This window comes from Flavobacterium sp. FlaQc-30 (genome assembly GCF_044005885.1).
In the GTDB taxonomy this organism is placed as follows: domain Bacteria; phylum Bacteroidota; class Bacteroidia; order Flavobacteriales; family Flavobacteriaceae; genus Flavobacterium.
The window spans coordinates 516,424-538,345 of record NZ_JBIPCO010000001.1; the positions used below are offsets into that span (position 1 = coordinate 516,424).

Here is a 21,922-nt window from a genome sequence, read left to right on the forward strand (position 1 = left end):
AGGAAAGTCCGTTTAAAATAGTTATTCTTGCGCGACTGAATTGTAAACCAAATCTATGAAAACAAAACTACTCTTATTGCTGTTACTGGCAAATTTTTCTATTTATGCACAAACCAACTTAGTTCCGAATGGGAACTTTGAAACTTGGACATCTTCGTCGCAGCCAGACAATTGGTTTCGCTTTTTTAGCGGCTTCGCTTCTCAAAGCAGTATAGCGCAAAACGGCACATCGAGCACCAACATGATGATTGCCAGCGGAACATCTAATTTTATCAATAGCGAATATTTCCCTGTAACTGCAGGTAAAACGTATAAGGTGACTTTGTATCACAAACTTGCAAAAGGAACATTTTCTTCTATTGATCTTAGTTTGTATCATAAACCCAGTACTTTTAAGTCGGAAATAATTAAAAAATCAGATGTAACTTTTTCTACTACCGAGTGGAGAAAAATAGAATTCGAATATACCCCTACTGTTTCTGAAAGTATTGAAGTTGATATTTGGACTTATGGAACTCTGAATTCTGAAATTTTGGTTGATAATGTTTCTGTTGTAGACATTGCCGATATTCCTGCACAATACACCAAGATTCCTGATATCGAGTTTGAAAAAAGATTAATTTATTTAGGACTTGACTCTGGTGCAACTGATGGCAAAGTATTAACGTCAAAAATCAACACCATAAAATCGCTAAATTTAGGAAGCGAACGCAAAATAACTGACTTAACAGGAATTCAAGACTTTAAAGCTTTGACTTCTTTAGATTGCAGCAACAATCTTTTAACAAAGTTAGACGTGTCTCAAAACACTTTATTAGTAGATTTATCTACTCAATATAATAATATTAACGAGCTAAACTTATCCAAAAACACTTTGTTAGAAAATCTTAATATATCTGCTAACAAGCTAAACTCTATAGATCTATCAACTAATAAGGCTCTGCAAAATTTGAACTGTCACTCAAATTTAATGACAATATTAGATGTTTCGGAAAATACAAACTTGACTACTCTAAATTGTTCTTCTAACAAAATCCAAGCTTTAAATGTTTCTAAAAACACTGCTTTAATGTTTTTAGACTGTAGTTATCAACAACTTACGCTATTAAATCTAAGCAGCAACGTCGCTTTAATAAAATTAAATTGTTCAGCTAATAGTTTAAAAAATTTAGATTTAAACAAAAATACCAATTTAACCTTTTTAGACTGCAGCTCTAACTTACTAGAAACTTTTGATGTAAGCTCAAACACATCGCTTCAATATTTGGACGTTGGTAATAATAAGTTTTCAACTCTAAATGTTTCCAACAACATCAATCTTATCGAATTAAATGCTAGTGGACTTGCAAAATTGTCAGAACTTAATTTAGCCAAAAACACAGCACTAAAACAACTAGATTGCGGCAGCAGTAATCTATCTTCTTTAGATTTATCAGCGAATACAGCATTAGAGTATGTGCTTTGTAATTCAAATAAATTATCAACTATAGATGTTAGTAAAAACAAACAACTAAAATTTTTATACTGCAGTTATAACCAAATAACTTCATTGAATCTTAGCGATAATAAATCTTTAGTTTTTCTAAACTGTAGTTTTAATAAACTAAACAGTCTGAATCTAAAAAATGGAAATAATTCCAATTTTTCAAAAGAAATGGGCGTATATTTCCAAAGTATGTCCGGAAGCTCAGGTTTAGGTTATTCTTCTTCTTTCATAAACAATATAGACCTGACTTGTCTTCAGGTTGATAATGTTGATTATTCTAAAACTAATTGGTCTAAATTGAAAGACGACGAAACGTATTTTTCTTCACTAGATTGTACTATTTCCACCAGTATTGCAGATCCAAATTTTGAGGACAAATTAATAGCACTTAAAATTGATAATGACGGAAAAAACGGAGCTGTTCTAAATTCAAGCATTAACACCATTACAGCATTAGACATATCAAATAGTTCAATTACCAATTTAACAGGAATACAAGGTTTTACGGCCTTGACAAATTTAAATGCTTCTGGTAATTTATTACAGAAACTGGACCTTTCTAAAAACACTGCTTTAAATAATTTAAATACAGCTAACAATCCTTCACTAACATGTATTCAAGTTCCAGATGTTGCTGCCACAGCAAACTGGACGGTAACTAAAGATGCAATAGCAAGTTTTAGTTTAGATTGTAATGTGTATACCCTTATTCCTGATTCTAGTTTTGAAGATCAACTTATACTTCTTAACATTGATAGAGATGGAAAAAATGGAAAAGTTAAAACAGAAAGTATTGCTAAAGTTACCAATTTAGGCTTGTCAGGAAAAGGCATATCTGACTTAACGGGTATCCAAGATTTTACTTCTTTACAGCAGATAACAGCTAATAATAACAATATAACTACAGTAGATTTTTCACAAAATCAAGCATTGACTAGTGTCAATTTATTTGCTAATAAATTAACTTATATTAATGTTTCAAAAAATATCGCATTAACTTCTTTAGATCTAAGTTTTAATAGTCTTTCGAATATTGACCTTACAAACAATATAAATTTAAAATCAGTACAAATCTACTTTAATAAATTATCTAGTTTAAATGTTACTAAAAACACAAAACTATCTACCTTATTTGTAAATGGAAACATGCTAACATCATTAAACGTTTCAAACAATCCAGAATTGAATCAAATTTGGTGTAATAACAACGAAATAAAAACATTAGATTTTTCAAAAAATCCTAAACTGTCTCAAGTACTTGCTAATAACAATAAGTTATTAAACCTGAATATTAAAAATGGATCTAATAGCTCAATATCTGTTTCTTCTTCCAATAATGATGGTGTAAGATTTGCTCAAAATCCTGATCTAAAATGTATACAAGTTGATAATGTTGACTATTCTAATGCAAATTGGGGAGCTAAAAAAGATTTAACAGCTACTTTCTCATCAGATCCTTGTCCATTTGTTGTACCATACACTTTAATACCTGACTCTAAATTTGAAGATAAACTAATTGAACTTAATATAGATAAAGACGGGAAAAACGGAAAAGTTGCAACAACAAGTATTGCCGATCTAACAAGTCTAAATGTTGCAAATAGCAATATTACAGACTTAACAGGAATAGAAGATTTTTCTATGTTGACTTCATTGGAATGTAATAACAACCAATTAACAACGATAAACATCTCAAGACAACCTTTGTTAGCAAAACTAAATATTAGTCATAATAAAATAAACACTTTTTCTGTCTCTGCAAACTTATCATTAATTGATTTAAACATAAGTAATAATGAAATTTCTGACTTAGATGTTTCTAAAAACACGAAGCTTATTACTCTAAGTGCTAGTTTCAATAAATTAAGAAATTTAGATGTTTCAAAAAACACTATTCTAAAGGAATTCGACTGTACTGATAACAACTTGTATAGTTTGAATTTGAAAAACGGAAATAATGCAAACATGCAAAACATGACTCTTGGAAATTTTACGAAAAATCCAAATTTACTTTGCATTCAAGTTGATAACGTAGCTTTTTCTACCGAAAAATGGATCGCAAAAGACGAAAAAGTAATTTATTCATCTGAGGCTTGTGCGCCAAACTATCAATACACACTAATTCCTGATATAAATTTTGAAAAACTTTTAATCAAAAATGGCATTGATAAAGATGGTGAAAATGGAAAAGTTCTAACCTCTAGCATTGAAAATCTTATCGAATTAAATGCAATTGATGCAACCAATAAAATTACAGATTTACAAGGTATTGAAGATTTTAAATCATTAGAAAAACTGTACTGCTCTAAAGGAGCAATTACTAAAATCGATGTTTCTAAAAACCTAAAACTAAAAACTTTAGATTTATCTAGTAATCAGGTTGCTACATTAGATCTTACTAAAAACACTGCTTTAGAATCTCTAAATTGCGGTAGTAATAAATTGACGGAATTAAATATTTCAAACAACTTAACTTTACAAAATTTAATTTCTGACAACAACAAACTAACAACTATTAATGTATCTAAAAACACAGTATTAACTCGATTAGATGTTGGCTCAAATCAAATTACAACTATTGATATAACTGCTAATTTAGCCTTAAAAGAACTAGGTGTTTACGGAAATAAAATAACAACTTTAAATACTTCTAAAAACACTGCTTTAACTAGTTTAAGTGCTTTTTCAAATGAATTAACAACTTTAGATGTTTCTCAGAATAAAGCGCTAACTTATTTAAATGCTAAAAAATGTCAATTAACAGCTATTGATGTTTCAAATAATGTTTTACTATATGGTCTTGAGGTTAACGAGAATAAAATTGTAACAATCGATGTATCAAAAAACCCTCTATTAACCAGTTTGATGGTAAACTCAAATCAATTAACGAGCTTAAACCTTAAAAATGGAAAAAATACATTATTAAACAACAATTATGTTTCATTTTTTTCAAACCCAAAACTATATTGTATTCAAGTTGATGATGTTAACTATGCAACTACAAATTGGCCTTCTAAAAAAGATGCAATTGCAACTTACAATACAGAATGTACAGGAGAACTAAATTTACCTTCAAACAATTTTACTGTTGAAACTAAAGGAGAATCTTGTACAGGAGAAAATAATGGCGAGATTAGTATTGTTGGTAAAAATTCATTTGCATATGCCGCAACAATAAATGACAAATCGTACAACTTTACTAACAACAGTTTAAAAGTTACTAGTTTAACTCCGGGAACTTACAAAATCAAGATCACAATTCCGGAAATGATTTTCGAACAAAACTTTACCGTAACTATTCCAAAAGCCGCAAACATTGCAGGAAAATCAAGCATAACTTCTAAAAATGTAGCAGTAGAAATTACTGAAGGAACGGCTCCTTTTACCGTGTTTGTTGACGGAACTCAGCAATTTCAAACAACAGATTCTAACTTTAATTTAAGTTTAGAAAAAGGTGGTTTAATTGAAGTAGCAACTGCTAAAGCTTGCGAAGGTATTTTTTCTAAAAAAGTAGCCACAATGGATCTTTTAGGAACATTATCTGCTTACCCAAATCCAACTTCCGGAAGTTTTGAAATTGAAATTCCAACTGGTCAAAAAGAAGTTAAAATCGAATTGTACAATTTTGCTGGTCAATTAGTTTCGACTAAAACATATTCTATCGAAAATGGAAAAGCGCAGTTAAGTCTTGAAAACCAAGCTTCGGGAATTTATGCCGCAAAAATCTATTTCGAAACTCCAGAATACATTAAAATTATAAAAAAATAAAAATGAAGAATTTTATATACCTATCAATCATTAGTTTTTTGTTTGCTGCATGCGGAGGCGGGGGCGGAGACGATCCTGTTACTCCTCCAGTTACAAATACGGCACCTACAGTTCCAGTATTAGTATCTCCTACCGATGGTAAATTATGTTTAGACAATACTGTTTCTTTACAATGGAATCAATCTACTGATACTGAAAAAGATCCAATTGTCTACCAAATTCAAGTTGCAAAAGATAACGGATTTACTCAAATTGTTAATACACTTAACAACTCAACCGTTAGCTCCTCTCTTTCGTTAGAGAAAAATACAGCATATTATTGGAGAGTACAAGCAGCAGACAGCAAAGGTTTATCAAGTGCTTACTCTGCAACTTTCAAATTTTATACTGCAGGAACAGGTGTTGTAAATCATTTACCATTTGCTCCAGAGTTAGTTCAGCCAGCAATAAATTCTGCTTTAAGTACAGCAACGGCTACTTTAAAATGGAAAGCATCTGATGTTGATGCAAGTGATATTCTAACTTACGATGTGTATTTTGGAACAACTAATCCTCCAACAGCAAAAGTTACCGAGAACACAAGCGCTTCATCATTTGATGTTACATTGGAAGCTTCAAAAGAATACTTCTGGAAAGTTGTCGTAAAAGACAACAAAGGAGGTGAAACTGTTGGTCAGGTTTGGAAATTTAAAACTAACTAGCACTTAAATAATCACAATTAGTTAAACTAAAAATCCCGTTTTCATTCAGTTGAAAACGGGATTTTTTCATATTTTAAAGTTTATCTTAAAGAATCTCTTCGCAGGTAAAAACATCTTTCAGTCGCACGCCTTTCTCAGTATGTTCAACCGTTATAATTTGATTATGTGCATCGTGTTCTAAAAACAAATAATAATTATTGTCAGCAGCGGCATTCAAAAATTTTGATTTTTCAGGCATTGTCAATAATGGTCGCGTATCGTAACCCATTACGTACGGTAACGGAATATGTCCAGCCGTAGCCAATAAATCTGCACAAAAAACAATAGTTTTATCCTGATATTGAATGTGCGGAATCATCTGTTTTTCGGTATGCCCATCAACGTAATAAATCCCAAAATTCATTTCTTCAGAAAATGCAAAATCACTTTCAGAACGTTTTATAAAATTCAACTGACCGCTTTCCTGCATTGGTAAAATATTTTCCGAAAGAAAAGAAGCTTTTTCACGCGCATTTGGTTTTGTAGCCCATTCCCAATGATTTTCATTTGTCCAAAACTTTGCATTTTTAAAAGCCGGCTCATAAAAAGTTTTATCAGAATTCCACTGAACACTTCCTCCGCAATGATCAAAATGCAAATGCGTCATAAAAACATCCGTAATATCATCTCTATGGAAACCATATTTTGCCAAAGATTTATCAATCGAATGAGATCCCCAAAGTGAGTAATAACCAAAAAACTTTTCTGATTGTTTATCTCCCATTCCAGTATCAATTAAAATCAAACGATTTCCATCTTCAATCAACAAACAACGTGCGGCTATATCGATAAGATTATTATCATCTGCAGGATTGGTTTTGTTCCAAATTGTTTTAGGTACAACACCAAACATCGCACCGCCGTCTAACTTAAAATTTCCTGATTCTATTGGATAAAGTTTCATGAGTATAAATTTCTAATAAGAAAACAAAGCTAGGAAATCAATTTCCTTTATACTACAAATTCTATTTAAAAACTCCCTACTCTTTATTCTAAAGTAATCGAAGTACTTCCAATGATTTCTTGCTTATCAAAAAAGTTAACAAAATAAGTTCCTTTTTTAAAATCATTTTCATCAGCATTTAAAATGCCGTAAACATTGACAGGTTTTCCTTGAAAATCTACTGCTACAATAAAACTGTAAACCAAAGCTTTATCATTTCCAAATTCAATTAATTTATCTTCTCCTAAAACTGTGTTTTTTTGATCTAAAACTTGAATATAAAAAATCTTTTTTCCTGTTTTAGCTACCGAATTTCCATTGATAGAAAAGCTCACTTTAAGTTTTTGTGTATGCTTGGCTTTATCCGTTTCTAGCTCTTTTCCAGAGTTTTTCTCGCGCAATGCAACTACTTTAAAATTATTCAGTGATAACCTTGAAGCGTCTTTTATCGTCGATTCCAGTTTTTTTTGTTTCAAAATTAAAGTGTCATTTTGCGCCTTTTGCTGATACATCACAACATTCTGAGACTCAATTTCGGTAAGTAAATTTTGGTTTTGAGATTTGAGACTTTTAATTTCTAAACCTTTAGATTCTAATGTCGTTTTTAAATCTAAAAGTTGTTTTCTATAAATTTGAATCTGAGTAATCGAAGGATTTTTTGAAGCTTTAATAATCTCCATCAAATTTTCGACATTTTTTCGTTCAAGCTCCAATTGCTGCGATAACGAAGTCTTTTCTAGAATAGCCAAATCATATTGCTGCTTTAAAACATTCAAAGAATCTATAATATTTTTTTGTGCTGTAGATTCCTTGCTTGGCTCTGCAAGATTATTTTTAATCGAAGGAGTCGCATTATCTTTGGTACTTTCCTTTAATTCACTGCTAAAAATAAAGAATGTAGCTCCTATTCCAAAAACAAAAAATACTGCAAAAAGTGCTTTTACCCACTTATTCATATACTGTTTTTTCATAATTACTCACAATTTATTACAAAAATAACAATATAACGACAGTTATAATAAGTACAAATACGGTTTTTAATTTTATTTGCCATTAAAATACGAGAATCGCAAAAATTTACAAAAATCATCAAACTTTTCGCTCAACAAACAAGATCACTGTAAAAAAAAAGAGATACATTTTCACCCTGTTTTCGGCAAAATAAATTCTATCTATTTTAACATTTGTTATAATAATGTGAACCGCTATGGAAAAAGGTTTTTAAGTCGTATCTTTGCAGACAATTTCATTTGAACAGAGAAATTGGCATTTTATTTAATGTAATATTTTGATTACTATTTAGATGCGATTTTAAATGATCTTTTAAAAACAAATACCATAAACAATGATAAAGGTTTCTGATACAGCCAAAAAGAAAATCATCGATTTGATGACTGATGATGGTTTTGACGCCGCAAACGACTACGTAAGAGTAGGCGTAAAAAGTGGTGGATGCTCTGGTTTGTCTTATGATTTAAAATTCGACAAAATCAAAGGCGACGATGATAAAGTATTCGTAGATAACGACATACAAATAGCAGTTGAAAAAAAATCATTCCTATATTTAGCCGGAACAATTCTAGAATTTTCAGGCGGATTAAACGGAAAAGGATTTGTTTTCAACAATCCAAATGCGAGCAGAACTTGCGGATGCGGAGAATCATTCTCTCTTTAAAAATTAAATAATTGCAAAATTTAAAGATTTAAAAATTACGGAAGTGATTTTAATATTTAAATCCTTCAATTTTTAAATCTTTCAATAAGAAAACAATGAGCAAATACACCGAAGACGATTTAAAAATCGAACTGGAAACTAAAGAATATGAGTACGGATTTTATACTAATATAGAATCTGAGACTTTCCCTATTGGCTTAAACGAAGACATCGTCAGAGCTATTTCTCTTAAAAAAGAAGAACCTGAATGGATGACCGAATGGCGCATCGAGGCTTTCCGCGCATGGAAAGAAATGATTGAGCCAGAATGGGCAAATGTTCATTATGAAAAACCAGATTTTCAGGCGATTTCTTATTACTCAGCTCCAAAACAAGTAGATCCTAACAAAACTTTGGACGATGTTGATCCAGAACTTTTAGAGATGTACAAAAAGTTAGGAATTTCTGTTGATGAACAAAAAATGATGAACAATGTCGCTATGGATATTGTTGTCGATTCTGTTTCGGTAGCTACAACTTTCAAGAAAACATTGGCTGAAAAAGGAATTATTTTCTGTCCAATTTCTGAAGCTATCAAAGAACATCCAGAATTAGTAAAAAAATATTTAGGAACGGTTGTACCTCAAAAAGACAACTTCTACGCAGCATTAAACTCAGCAGTTTTCTCTGACGGAAGTTTCTGTTATATTCCAAAAGGTGTTCGTTGCCCAATGGAACTTTCAACTTATTTCAGAATTAATCAGGCAGGAACAGGACAATTCGAAAGAACTTTGGTGATTGCTGATGCAGGAAGTTATGTTTCTTATTTAGAAGGATGTACTGCTCCAAGTCGCGATGAAAACCAATTACACGCTGCTGTAGTTGAATTAATCGCTTTGGATGATGCTGAAATTAAGTATTCTACCGTTCAAAACTGGTTTCCTGGAAACAAAGAAGGAAAAGGTGGAGTTTACAACTTCGTAACCAAAAGAGGTTTATGCGAAACAAATGCTAAAATTTCTTGGACACAAGTTGAAACAGGTTCTGCTGTAACTTGGAAATATCCATCTTGCGTATTAAAAGGAGATAATTCGGTAGGAGAATTTTATTCGATTGCTGTTACCAATAATTACCAACAAGCGGATACTGGAACTAAAATGATCCATTTAGGAAAAAACACTAAATCGACTATTATTTCTAAAGGTATTTCGGCTGGTAAATCACAAAACAGCTACCGTGGTTTAGTGCAAATCTCTCCAAGAGCAGAGAATGCAAGAAACTTTTCACAATGTGACTCATTGTTAATGGGGAATAATTGTGGAGCACATACTTTCCCGTATATCGAAAGTAAAAATCCATCGGCTAAAATTGAGCACGAAGCAACTACAAGTAAAATTGGAGAAGATCAGGTTTTTTATTGCAACCAAAGAGGTATCCCGACTGAAAAAGCGATTGCCTTAATTGTAAACGGTTTCAGTAAAGATGTATTGAATAAACTTCCAATGGAATTTGCGGTTGAAGCGCAAAAATTATTAGAGATTTCTTTAGAAGGTTCTGTTGGATAATTTGAAGATGGAAAATAAAAAAGTCATCATTTTAGGTTCTTCCAGAAAAAACGGCAACACAACAAAAATTGTGGACGAAATTGTGAAAGAATACCATATTGATGTAGTAAATCTAAGTGATTATAATATTTCATATTATGATTACGAAAGCAAAAATATAGAAGATGATTTTTTGCCTTTGATTAAAAAGATTATCGAAAATCATGATACTTTCATTTTTGCAACGCCCATTTATTGGTATAATATGAGCGGAATTATGAAGGTCTTTTTTGATCGGTTTTCAGATTTAATCCGAATTGAAAAAGAAACTGGAAGAAAACTTAGAGGAAAAAAAATTGGCGTGATCTCAAATTCACACGACAATGAAATCGAAGAAAGTTTTTACATTCCGTTTAAAAAAACTGCCGATTATTTAGGCATGGAATATTTAGGACACGCACATTTTAATGCAAATATCCTAAACCAAACAACAAAAATAGAATTGACATTTATATAAAATAAAAAACAATGTTATCAATAAAAAACCTTCACGCCTCAATTGGTGATAAAGAAATCCTGAAAGGAATTAATATAGAAGTTAAAGCTGGCGAAGTACACGCTATCATGGGACCAAACGGTTCTGGAAAAAGTACACTTTCTGCTGTTATTGCAGGAAACGAAAACTACGAAGTTACTGACGGAGAAGTTTTCCTTGACGGAGAAGATCTTGCAGATTTAGCTCCAGAAGAAAGAGCACACAAAGGAGTTTTCCTTTCGTTTCAATATCCTGTAGAAATTCCTGGAGTTAGTGTAACTAACTTTATGAAAACTGCTATCAACGAAACTCGTAAAGCAAACGGTCAAGAAGAAATGCCGGCAAACGAAATGCTGAAAGTGATTCGTGAGAAATCTGAATTATTAGAAATTGACCGTAAATTTTTATCTCGTTCTTTAAACGAAGGTTTTTCTGGAGGAGAGAAAAAAAGAAACGAAATTTTCCAAATGGCAATGTTAGAGCCAAAATTAGCTATCCTTGATGAAACCGATTCTGGTCTTGATATCGATGCTTTAAGAATTGTTGCAAATGGTGTAAACAAATTAAAAAGCGAGAAAAATGCAATTATCGTTATCACGCACTACCAACGTTTGTTAGATTATATCGTTCCTGATTTCGTTCACGTTCTTTACAACGGAAGAATTGTAAAATCTGGAGGAAAAGAACTAGCATATGAGCTAGAGGAAAAGGGTTACGATTGGATCAAAGCAGAGAATTAATAAGTCTTAAAGTCGAAAGTCAAAAGTCATAAAGTTGAAATAAAGCATGAGTAAGTTTAAATCTTTTGAGGAAATAAATTCTTGGCAAAAATCTCGAATCTTCAATAAGAAAATATATTTGATTACCGAAAATTCTAATTTCAAAAAAGACTTTGATTTTGTTAGACAAATAAGACGTGCATCCCTTTCTATATCATCAAATATAGCAGAGGGTTTTGAGAGAAATACAGACAAAGAGTTTATTTACTTTTTATATGTAGCCAAAGCATCAGCAGGAGAAGTTAGATCTCAATTATATTTAGCTTTTGATTTAGAATACATTATAAAAGAAGAATTTAAAATGCTTTTGGAATCGATAACAGAAATATCGAAATTATTAAGCGGTTTCATTAAATATTTGAGTCAAAAGTCATAAAGTCAAAAGTTGTAAAGTCTTTTTCAGACTCAACTTAATTTATGATTTTTTCACAAAAATAGTCGACAATCCAGAGTCTTTCGACTTTCGACTTTCGACTTTAAGACTAAAACACAAAATGGATTTAAAAGAAAAATTAGTATCGTCTTTTATGGCTTTTGAAGAGCGTGTCGATGTACATTCAGATTTACATGACATACGCACAAATGCTTTAAAAAACTTCGAAAATAAAGGTTTCCCAACCAAAAAAGAAGAAGCTTGGAAATATACATCGCTAAATGCCATCTTAAAAAATGACTTTTCGGTTTTTCCAAAGCAGGAAAATGCAATCGAGTTCAGTCAGGTAAAAAAATACTTTTTACATGAAATTGACACTTATAAATTAGTATTTGTCGATGGCGTATTTAGTTCGCATTTGTCTTCTACAACGCATGACGGAATCGATGTTTGCTTGATGTCATCAGCATTAACCAAACCAAAATATAAAATGATTATTGACACCTACTTTAATCAAATTGCAAGTAAAGATGACAGCTTGACTTCATTGAATACTGCATTTGCAATGGAAGGTGCGTTTATCAATATTCCGAAGAAAAAAGTTGCTGATAAACCAATTGAGATTATGTATTTCTCAACTGGAAGCGAAGCAGCTTTAATGGTTCAGCCAAGAAATTTGATTATTGTGGGAGAAAATTCACATGTTCAAATTATCGAGCGTCACCAAAGCTTGAATGAAAACCCAGTTTTAACCAATTCGGTTACAGAGATTTTTGCTCAAAAACGTGCAATTGTTGACTTTTATAAGATTCAAAACGACAATAGTGAAGCCAATTTAATTGACAACACTTACGTTTCGCAACAACAGGAAAGTCATGCTTACGTACATACTTTCTCTTTTGGCGGAAATTTAACGCGTAACAATTTGAATTTTTATCACTTTGGAGAAAGATTGACAAGTACGTTAAACGGAATTTCAATCTTAAATGACAAACAACACGTTGACCATTATACTTTGGTAAACCACGCAACGCCAAACTGCGAAAGTTTCCAGGATTATAAGGGAATTTTCTCTGATCGTTCAACAGGAGTTTTCAACGGAAAAGTTTTGGTAGAAAAAGAAGCTCAAAAAACAAATGCTTTCCAAAAAAGCAACAACATTTTATTGAGCGACAAAGCTACTATCAACGCAAAACCACAATTAGAGATTTTCGCTGATGACGTAAAATGTTCTCACGGTTGTACCGTTGGACAATTGGATGAAACAGCAATGTTCTACATGCAATCTCGTGGAATTCCACAAAAAGAAGCTAAAGCTTTATTAATGTACGCATTTTCAAATGCCGTTATCGAAAGCATCAAAATACCAGAATTAAAACAAAGAATTACTAAAATCATCGCCATGAAATTGGGCGTGAATTTAGGATTTGATTTATAGTATTGTTTAACCGCAAGGTTCGCAAAGAATTACGCAAAGTTCGCAAAGGTTTATTACAAAACTTTGCGAACTTTGCGCTTTTTACTTGGCGTCTTTGCGGTTAAATTTTATTTTTTCACTCTAAGAACAAATAATATAAATCCAAAAAAAGCCAAACTTAATCCGAGACAAAAAGAAATTGTACTTATTGGATGTCCCAATGTTGTCGTAAATCCAAATCCTCCAAGAAGCCAACCAGAAAGCATCATAAAAATTGGCACTTTAATTTCGTTTTTCATTAAATTATCTCTTAAAGACATTAAATAAGAAGGAAAAGAATCCAAATAAAATCATTCCAAATCCTACGAATAAAAATAATTTGCCAAAAAAAGGAATGATTCTAATTAGTAATGAAAACGACAAAATCAAAACAACAAACCCTACAATTCCAATTAGAATTGATTTCAAAACTGGATTCATACAATTACTTTTTTACAGAAGAAATTATCCCCTTCAAAAACCCATTAAAATCAAATCCAGGTTCTTCTTCCTTCACTCCCATTCTCACGATAACCATATCCAAAGAAGGAATAATCGCCACCATTTGTCCTTGATACCCACTGCAATAAAACATATCACGAGGAACATCTGGGAATTTCCCTCCAGCGTTTAACCAAAATTGCGCTCCATATTTTCCATCAGAAGTATTGGTTGGTGTTGCTGTATATTTAACCCAGCTTTCATCCAAAATCTGTTCGCCGTTCCAGTTTCCTTTGTGCAAGTATAATAATCCGAATTTTGACCAATCTCTTGGCGTTGCCCATCCGTAAGAAGAACCAACAAAAGTACCGCTCATATCTTGCTCTACAATCATCGAGTTCATTCCGATTTTGTCGATTAAGGCGCTGTACCAAAAATCAAGATATTCTTGCTGTGTTTTAAATTGACTTCTTAAAATTCTCGATAATAAGTTTGTCGTTCCTGAAGAATAATACCAATGTGTGTTTGGTTTATATTTCGCTGGTTTATCCATTTGTACTTTTCCCATATCTTCAGATTGAAAAAGCATTTGTGTAGCATCGCAGATTGTGCTGTAATTCTCTTCCCATTCTAAACCAGAATTCATGTGAAGCAAATCGTTTACGGTAATATTTTTGCGTTCGTCATTTTGCCATTCTTTGATTGGCGCTGGTTTATAAATATCAATTTTCCCTTGTTTTGCCAAAACTCCAAAAGCAGAACTTGTGATACTTTTTGTCATCGACCAGCCTAAAATTTTACTGTCTTTATTGAAACCTGTATCGTATTTTTCGGCAATTAATTTGTCTTTATATAAAACAACAACGGCACGTGTTCTTTTCTTTTTTCCGCCATCTTTATCAAAAGAATCGTCAACGGCTTTTTTTAATTTTGCATAGTCGACATTTGCGAAAGCAGAATCTTTTGGTTCATTATTGCCATAAGGAAAAGGAAGATTATTAACCAATTTTGTTCTTTTTGGAAGCAGGTACGGTTTCGAAATATCAAAATCATCATTAATTAATAAAGCTCCCAAACCTTCTCTGTAAATTGCCTTTCTTTCTTTCAATCCATAAACAGATGAAACTGCAAATTTTCCAGCATCATCAATTGAATTTTTAGCCAAATCAATCATATCAATATCATTGTCTGTTTTTTCAATTAGATCCAATGGACGATTATCGATAAAATGTCCTGACGCGACACTTTTTGCCGAGAAACCAGAAATCAAATCAAGTTTCGGATAGGTTGTAAATCCGAAATACAAAAAGGCAAGAACCAAAACAAGCAGAAATACTTTGAGAAACTTTTTCATGACGATTTAGATATTTTTATTGCAATATAAATAATTTATGCTCACGATTTCAGAACTCAATTCACAAATCTATTTCGGATAATTCAAAAAACAGAATTATTTTTTACGGAATCAACATTTACAGCATCTAACAATGGCACCATAAAAGGAAATTATAGAATTGCTGTATAAACAAATTTAGTTTTAGTACTTTTGTAAATAGATTTTTTCTAAATAAGACATGCTAGATATCCAAAAAATAAGAGCTGATTTTCCGATACTTTCACAAACTGTAAACGGAAAACCTTTAGTATATTTCGACAACGGAGCTACTTCGCAAAAACCACAAATTGTGATTGATGAAGAAGTAAAATATTATCAGGAAATTAATGCCAATATTCACCGTGGCGTTCACACCTTAAGCCAATTAGCTACTGATGCTTACGAGATTTCTCGTGGAAAAGTAAAAGACCATATAAATGCAAAACATGCTCACGAAGTGCTTTTTACTTCGGGAACTACACACGGTATTAACTTAGTTACAAATGGTTTTGCTTCAATCTTGAAACCTAGCGACGAAGTAATTGTTTCTTCACTGGAACATCACAGTAATATTGTGCCTTGGCAAATGTTATGTGAAAAAACGGGAGCTGTTTTGAAAGTAATTCCGATGAATGAAAATGGAGAATTAATCATCGTAGAATTTGATGCTTTACTTTCTGAAAAAACAAAAGTGGTTACGGTAAATCATATTTCGAATGCACTGGGAATCATTAACCCAATTAAATATATTATTGATAAGGCACACGCTGTAGGTTCTGCTGTTTTAATTGACGGCGCTCAGGCTGTTCCACATTTAAAACCAGATGTTCAGGAATTAGATTGTGATTTTTATGCTTTTTCAGGACATAAAATGTGCGGTCCAACTGGAACAGGAATTTTATATGGAAAAGAAGAATGGTTAAATAAACTTCCTCCTTATCAGGGCGGCGGCGAGATGATCAAAGAAGTGACTTTCGAAAAAACTACTTACGCAGATCTTCCTCATAAATTTGAAGCTGGAACTCCAAATATTGCGGGCGGAATTGTTTTGGGAACTGCAATTGATTATTTAAACAATATAGGTTTCGACAATATTCAGGAATATGAACACGAACTTTTAGAGTACGCTACAAAACGTCTACTAGAAATTGAAGGTTTGAGAATCTACGGAACTGGAAAGAATAAAGCTTCTGTGGTTTCATTTAATATTGATGGAATTCATCCCTATGATATTGGTTCAATCATTGACAAATTAGGAATTGCGGTTAGAACTGGACATCACTGTGCGCAGCCAATTATGAATTTCTTCTGTATTCCGGGAACAATTCGTGCTTCTTTCTCTTTTTATAACACTAAAGAGGAAATTGATCTAATGGTTGATGCAGTTAAGAAAGCCCAAACAATGCTGAGCTAAAAACCTATTTTATGAGAATATTATCTTTATTACTCTTAACTCTTTTTATTGGAACGAGCTGTTCTAGTCAAAAAAAAGCAGATATGACCAAAACACAATTGGAATACACTGCCGTTTCAAGAGGAATTTACAAAAAGATAATTGTTCAAAATAAAACAGCAACAGTTACCAATGCTAGAAATGAGGAAGCTGTAGAAGCGAAAATTAATGATGCAAAATGGAAACAAATTGTAATTGAGTTTTCGAAAATAAATTTAGAAAATATTCCAAATTTGAAAGCTCCAACAGAAAAACGTTTTTACGACGGCGCTGCAATTGGAAATTTAAAAGTAACTCAAAATCAAAAGACCTACGAAACAAAAGGTTTCGACAATGGTTTTCCTCCAAAGGAAATAGAAAAACTGGTTAATTTACTGGTTGATTTTGCTAAAGAATAATTATGACAATAAAAGAAATTCAAAACGAAATAATAGACGAATTTTCGATGTTCGACGACTGGATGCAGCGTTATGAATACATCATTGAACTAGGAAAAAGTCTTCCGTTAATTAAAGAAGAATACAAAACCGACGAGAATTTAATCAAAGGATGTCAGTCTAAAGTTTGGCTTCAAGGCGAACAAAAAGATGACAAAATTGTCTTTACTGCTGATAGTGATGCAATTTTGACAAAAGGAATAATCGCGATTTTAATTCGTGCTTTCTCCAATCAAAAAGCATCTGATATCATAAATGCAGATACTGATTTTATAGACGAAATTGGATTAAAAGAACATTTATCAGCAACACGTGCCAACGGTTTGGTTTCGATGATCAAAAACATCAAAATGTACGCTTTGGCTTTTGACGCAAAAAACAAAAATTAAATTTCTTTTGCCACGAATTTCACGAATTGACACTAATTTTTAAATTCGGGAAATTTGTGAAATTCGTGGCGAAAAAACAAATAACAAAATGGAACAAGAAATAGACACAAACGAATTAGGAGAATCAATCGTAAAAGTTTTAAAAGGAATTTACGATCCTGAGATTCCTGTTGATATTTATGAATTAGGATTAATTTACGATGTAATGGTAAATACAGATTACGAAGTAAAAATCTTAATGACACTTACCTCTCCAAACTGTCCGGTTGCAGAAAGCTTACCAAGAGAGGTAGAAGAAAAAGTAAAAACGATCGAAAACATAAAAGATGTTGACGTTGAAATTACTTTCGATCCGCCTTGGAGTAAAGATTTAATGAGCGAAGAAGCAAAATTAGAATTAGGAATGCTTTAAAAAACAGTCATAAAGTTGAAAGTTATAAAGTCTAATAAAAGAGTTTATGACTTTCGACCTTCGACTTTAAGACTTAAAGAATGGAAGAAATCATCAATAAAGTTGCTAATAGTGCTTTAGAAGTTTTTGATTTAGAGGATTATTATCCAAAAGGAATCCGTACACAAATTGACATTTCGCAATGGCTTTTGGAAGGATTTTTATTGAAAGAAAAAGACTTTAGAGAACACCTTAAAAATCACGATTGGTCACAATACCAAGATCAATATGTGGCTGTGCATTGCAGTACAGACGCTATCGTTCCGGCTTGGGCTTTAATTTTAGTAAGCATCCATTTAGCGCCTTTTGCAAAAAAAGTAGTCAATGGAACTATCGAAGATTTAGATGCTAGCTTATATGAAGAAATCTTAAGTAAAATCGATTATTCGGTTTACAAGAACAAACCTGTCATTGTAAAAGGCTGCTCAAGAAAACCAGTACCAATGCGAGCTTATATTTTAGCAGCAAACAACCTTCAACCCTTCGCCCGAAGCATAATGTACGGTGAAGCTTGCTCTGCAGTCCCTTTGTACAAGGAATCTAAGAAATAACTTGCTTTTTCGATCAATTATGCCTTAACCTTTTAAGCGTTTTTAGTATATTTGTTAATACACTTAAACTAAATAACCATGAGAAAGCTGACGTTATTACTCTTCATTTTAGCGAACTTTACTTTTGTTCAGGCACAAAATTCAGAAAAAGAATTAATTCAAAATACCGAAAAAGCGGTAAAAAAAATAAACGATACTATTGAAGAAGATGGCTGGAAGGCAAAAGGAACTGTGTCTCTTTTGCTTAATCAGTCAAGCTTTAACAATTGGATTGCCGGAGGAGAAGACAGTTTTTCTGGAACTTTGGGAATCAATTATGATTTTAATTACAAAAAAGAGGACTTAACTTGGGATAATAAAGTTTTAGCTTCTTACGGACTCTTACAAACCAAAAATGCCGATTTCGGAAAAAAGACAGATGACCGACTAGAGTTTAATTCTATCGTTGGAAAAAGAGCTTTTGGAGAATGGTACTACTCTTATTTCCTGAATTTCAGAACGCAATTTACAACTGGCTATGTTTATGGACAGGATGCAAATGGAAAAGAAATTAGAACCGAAAATACCAAATTTATGTCTCCTGGTTATCTTACTACAGGTCCTGGAATTTACTGGACAAAAGACGATAATCTTAAAATAAACTTCGCTCCATTAACTTCAAAATTTACATTTGTTGACAGCGCATATACTTCTGGAATAGATCAAGCAACAGGATTACCATATGTTGATGGTGCTTATTTTGGTGTAGATGCTAACAAAAGCATGCGTTACGAATTAGGTTTTTATGCCTCTGTTTATTATAAATTAGCAATAATGACCAACGTAACTGCCGAAAATACTTTAAATCTTTACTCTAATTATTTAGAAGATCCACAAAATGTAGACATCAATTACTCTCTGAATATTGTTATGAAAATCAATAAATTCCTATCGGCAAACTTATCTTTCCAAGCGATTTATGATGACAATGCTTTTCAAGGATTTCAAACCAGAGAAGTATTTGGTTTAGGAGTTAATTTTGGTTTTTAATTTAAACTGCAAACCGCTTAATTTTACCTCAGAGAGCGCTGACTAAAGTATCTCAAAAAACATAAAGTTCGCAAAGCTATTTAGATTAGCTCTGCGAACTTTATGTTTTAATAAAAGACAGTTTATAAGAATTCAACTTATTCTTATTCTTGTTCTTCTTTTTCAACTGCATCCTTATAATCTGGATACAAAAATTTGTTATACGGAAATCTCGTTATATGAATCTGACGAACTGCTTCGTACACCATTTCTCTAAATTCTTCAAAATTTTGCTTTTGTGTTGCCGAAATAAACAAAGTGTTATTTTCTCCAACATTACTCATCCAAGTTTGTTTCCATTCCTCAAGTGTGTAATGTTTTCTAGTTCTTTCGGTAATCAAATCATCTTCATCGATAGTCAAATGTTTGTAAGCATCGATTTTATTAAAAACCATAATCGTTGGTTTATCATTGCTTTTGATTTCTTGCAAAGTTTGATTTACAGATTCGATATGATCTTCAAAATCTGGATGCGAAATATCTACAACATGCAAAAGTAAATCAGCCTCACGAACCTCATCAAGTGTACTTTTGAAAGAATCTACCAATTGTGTTGGCAATTTTCTGATGAAACCAACTGTATCAGAAAGTAAAAACGGTAAATTTTTAATTACCACTTTTCGAACTGTTGTATCTAATGTTGCGAACAATTTGTTTTCGACAAAAACATCACTTTTACCAATGGCATTCATCAAAGTCGATTTTCCAACGTTTGTATATCCAACTAAAGCCACACGAACCATTGCTCCGCGATTACTTCTTTGAATACTCATTTGTTTGTCGATCGTTTTGATCTTATCCTTCAAAAGTGAAATTCGATCACGTACAATACGTCTATCTGTTTCAATCTCCGTTTCACCAGGACCACGCATTCCAATTCCTCCTTTTTGACGCTCAAGGTGCGTCCATAAACCAGAAAGTCTTGGTAATAAATATTGGCATTGCGCCAACTCTACCTGAGTTCTTGCGTACGAAGTTTCCGCTCTTTGTGCAAAAATATCCAGAATCAAATTGGTTCTGTCAAGAATTTTACAATCAATAATTCTTGAAATATTCTTTTGCTGAGACGGCGATAATTCGTCATCAAAAATTAAAGTCGATATATTGTTTTCTTTTACAAAAAGATTGATTTCGTCTATTTTTCCTGTACCAACAAATGTCTTGGGATTTGGACGCTCCATTTTTTGCGAAAAACGTTTTATAACTTCACCTCCAGCGGTAAAAGTCAAAAACTCTAATTCGTCCAAATATTCGTTAAGTTTTTCCTCACTTTGATTTTGAGTTATAATACCAACAATGGCAGTTCTCTCAAAATTTATAACTTCTTTTTCTAACATAGCTTTGAATAAGTTGCAAATTTAATGATTTGCCTGCTACTTACAATTATAGAATTAGGTTTTTAAATTGTATTTAAAAAGATAAGCCATTTATAAACTATGTTTTACAAAGGATTTTCTTTTATAAAACTTGTTTACAAATGGCTTAAAAATGATTTTAAACGTATTTATTCGTAAATAAAGGTTTTCTCTGTTTTTACAATTCCGTTTTCTTCAATTTGCGAACACGAAATCGGAAAATTTAATTTATTGTATTTATATTTTCTGCTTACAGCAACTAATACAGTAGACGATGGGCTAAAATTCATTTCGTTGTTGTATGAAATTGACTCAAAACTAAATTCATCTTCATGATAAGAAATCATTGGAACAATTACTTTATAATTGTCACCAAAAAGGCTTTGAACGATTAACTGATCAACAGATTTTTTATCGTCATAAGTGAATGATTTAGAAATTTTATCTCCAACTAATCCTTTATGTTTAGATACATTATCGTTTACGTAAACATATTCGATTTTCCCGATAATTGCCTTGTTTCTGTCACGAGAAGTACGTCTTACAATAATTCCGTTTTCTACTATATATTCAATATCATCAACTAAGTTTTGGTGATTAGTACTTTTTTTAGTAGTTACTTTAACTCGAGCTCCTTCGTATACAAAAGTGACTACTTTAGTTATATAGTCAGGTCCTTCTTGATATTTTTTTACAAATTTAGTAATGTTATTATCGGCATTATAAGTGTAATTAATAACTTCTTTCCAGTCGCTGCCCACTTTGTCTTTAACTGTCATATCAAGCAAACCGTTTTTATTATAAAAAAAATGCTGAATAACATCGGAAGTAGTAATTGTTTGAAGTTTACCGTCTTTAAATACAACTGTCTTGTTTACAATTTCACCGTCTTTTGAGTTTTGGTAATTTGTTTTTACAATGTTTATTTGCTTTAATTTCACAGGAGTATCATCCTGGCTATGTGCTAAGAATGGAAATACCATCATTATGATGGCAATAAAGTAGATTTTCATTTTGTTTTTGTATTGATTTGGGATGACCAAAATACAAAATTCTACTAAAATTTAACACTTTAAAACTTAAAAAAGGTCAAAATACTCTGCAGCAGATTAAAACTGAATTTT

Annotated in this window: 20 protein-coding genes; 14 read left to right on the top strand and 6 right to left on the bottom strand. The window is 32.0% G+C overall.

Annotated elements, in window-relative coordinates; translation table 11 throughout:
• Window positions 1–55 precede the first annotated feature (55 nt).
• Complete coding sequence (locus tag ACHRV0_RS02215) at window positions 56–5,254, top strand: T9SS type A sorting domain-containing protein (RefSeq protein ID WP_395439765.1); 5,199 nt, start codon at window positions 56–58, stop codon at window positions 5,252–5,254.
• A gap of 2 nt (window positions 5,255–5,256) precedes the next feature.
• Complete coding sequence (locus ACHRV0_RS02220; RefSeq protein WP_395439766.1) at window positions 5,257–5,955, top strand: hypothetical protein; 699 nt, start codon at window positions 5,257–5,259, stop codon at window positions 5,953–5,955.
• A gap of 85 nt (window positions 5,956–6,040) precedes the next feature.
• Here the strand turns inward: ACHRV0_RS02220 and ACHRV0_RS02225 are convergent, their stop codons facing one another.
• Window positions 6,041–6,898 (bottom strand): MBL fold metallo-hydrolase, encoded by an 858-nt coding sequence (locus tag ACHRV0_RS02225; RefSeq protein WP_129023467.1) that lies wholly within the window; start codon window positions 6,896–6,898, stop codon window positions 6,041–6,043.
• A gap of 83 nt (window positions 6,899–6,981) precedes the next feature.
• A complete protein-coding gene (locus tag ACHRV0_RS02230; protein WP_129023468.1) occupies window positions 6,982–7,908 on the bottom strand; it encodes a hypothetical protein in 927 nt (308 codons plus the stop codon).
• A gap of 374 nt (window positions 7,909–8,282) precedes the next feature.
• Here ACHRV0_RS02230 and ACHRV0_RS02235 point away from each other — a divergent pair, with 374 nt between their 5' ends.
• The 6 genes from ACHRV0_RS02235 to sufD all read left to right on the top strand — a co-directional run bounded on the left by ACHRV0_RS02235 (window position 8,283) and on the right by sufD (window position 13,260).
• The gene (locus tag ACHRV0_RS02235) at window positions 8,283–8,612 is read left to right on the top strand and encodes a HesB/IscA family protein (RefSeq protein ID WP_395439767.1); all 330 of its coding nucleotides are present in this window, start codon (window positions 8,283–8,285) and stop codon (window positions 8,610–8,612) included.
• Window positions 8,613–8,707: 95 nt separating this feature from the next.
• A complete protein-coding gene (sufB, locus tag ACHRV0_RS02240) occupies window positions 8,708–10,156 on the top strand; it encodes a Fe-S cluster assembly protein SufB (protein WP_129023469.1) in 1,449 nt (482 codons plus the stop codon).
• A 7-nt stretch (window positions 10,157–10,163) separates the two neighbouring features.
• Entirely contained in the window at window positions 10,164–10,652 is a 489-nt protein-coding gene (locus tag ACHRV0_RS02245; protein ID WP_129023470.1) for a flavodoxin family protein, read from the top strand.
• A gap of 11 nt (window positions 10,653–10,663) precedes the next feature.
• Window positions 10,664–11,410 (top strand): Fe-S cluster assembly ATPase SufC, encoded by a 747-nt coding sequence (gene sufC / locus ACHRV0_RS02250; RefSeq protein ID WP_017494567.1) that lies wholly within the window; start codon window positions 10,664–10,666, stop codon window positions 11,408–11,410.
• Between the two features lie 46 nt (window positions 11,411–11,456).
• Window positions 11,457–11,825 carry a four helix bundle protein gene (locus ACHRV0_RS02255; protein WP_395439768.1) on the top strand — a complete coding sequence of 123 codons (369 nt, stop codon included), beginning with the start codon at window positions 11,457–11,459 and terminating at the stop codon, window positions 11,823–11,825.
• Window positions 11,826–11,943: 118 nt separating this feature from the next.
• Window positions 11,944–13,260 carry a Fe-S cluster assembly protein SufD gene (sufD, locus tag ACHRV0_RS02260; protein ID WP_395439769.1) on the top strand — a complete coding sequence of 439 codons (1,317 nt, stop codon included), beginning with the start codon at window positions 11,944–11,946 and terminating at the stop codon, window positions 13,258–13,260.
• Between the two features lie 107 nt (window positions 13,261–13,367).
• On the opposite strand, the gene ACHRV0_RS02265 is transcribed toward sufD, so the two are convergent.
• Together ACHRV0_RS02265 and ACHRV0_RS02270 are read right to left on the bottom strand one after the other, a co-directional pair.
• On the bottom strand, window positions 13,368–13,538 hold the full coding sequence (locus ACHRV0_RS02265) for a hypothetical protein (protein ID WP_164975008.1): 171 nt from the start codon (window positions 13,536–13,538) through the stop codon (window positions 13,368–13,370).
• Window positions 13,539–13,723: 185 nt separating this feature from the next.
• Window positions 13,724–15,073, bottom strand: a complete 1,350-nt coding sequence (locus tag ACHRV0_RS02270; protein ID WP_395439770.1) for a serine hydrolase domain-containing protein — start codon at window positions 15,071–15,073, stop codon at window positions 13,724–13,726.
• A 220-nt stretch (window positions 15,074–15,293) separates the two neighbouring features.
• Between ACHRV0_RS02270 and ACHRV0_RS02275 the strand changes: the two genes are divergently transcribed.
• The 6 genes from ACHRV0_RS02275 (at window position 15,294) to ACHRV0_RS02300 (ending at window position 19,404) form a co-directional block, all read left to right on the top strand.
• Window positions 15,294–16,508: an aminotransferase class V-fold PLP-dependent enzyme gene (locus ACHRV0_RS02275; RefSeq protein WP_395439771.1), complete on the top strand. Its 1,215-nt coding sequence runs from the start codon at window positions 15,294–15,296 to the stop codon at window positions 16,506–16,508.
• A gap of 11 nt (window positions 16,509–16,519) precedes the next feature.
• Window positions 16,520–16,945: a hypothetical protein gene (locus ACHRV0_RS02280; RefSeq protein WP_129023474.1), complete on the top strand. Its 426-nt coding sequence runs from the start codon at window positions 16,520–16,522 to the stop codon at window positions 16,943–16,945.
• A gap of 2 nt (window positions 16,946–16,947) precedes the next feature.
• A complete protein-coding gene (locus ACHRV0_RS02285) occupies window positions 16,948–17,373 on the top strand; it encodes a SufE family protein (RefSeq protein ID WP_129023475.1) in 426 nt (141 codons plus the stop codon).
• 88 nt (window positions 17,374–17,461) lie between these two features.
• Window positions 17,462–17,785: an SUF system Fe-S cluster assembly protein gene (locus ACHRV0_RS02290; protein ID WP_017494560.1), complete on the top strand. Its 324-nt coding sequence runs from the start codon at window positions 17,462–17,464 to the stop codon at window positions 17,783–17,785.
• 80 nt (window positions 17,786–17,865) lie between these two features.
• Window positions 17,866–18,375, top strand: coding sequence for a DUF2480 family protein (locus ACHRV0_RS02295; RefSeq protein WP_129023476.1), 510 nt, complete (start codon window positions 17,866–17,868; stop codon window positions 18,373–18,375).
• 78 nt (window positions 18,376–18,453) lie between these two features.
• Window positions 18,454–19,404: a DUF3078 domain-containing protein gene (locus ACHRV0_RS02300; protein ID WP_370431410.1), complete on the top strand. Its 951-nt coding sequence runs from the start codon at window positions 18,454–18,456 to the stop codon at window positions 19,402–19,404.
• A gap of 143 nt (window positions 19,405–19,547) precedes the next feature.
• On the opposite strand, the gene hflX is transcribed toward ACHRV0_RS02300, so the two are convergent.
• Window positions 19,548–20,780: a GTPase HflX gene (hflX, locus tag ACHRV0_RS02305; protein ID WP_395439772.1), complete on the bottom strand. Its 1,233-nt coding sequence runs from the start codon at window positions 20,778–20,780 to the stop codon at window positions 19,548–19,550.
• Window positions 20,781–20,947: 167 nt separating this feature from the next.
• Window positions 20,948–21,811, bottom strand: coding sequence for a hypothetical protein (locus tag ACHRV0_RS02310; RefSeq protein WP_129023479.1), 864 nt, complete (start codon window positions 21,809–21,811; stop codon window positions 20,948–20,950).
• Window positions 21,812–21,922 lie beyond the last annotated feature (111 nt).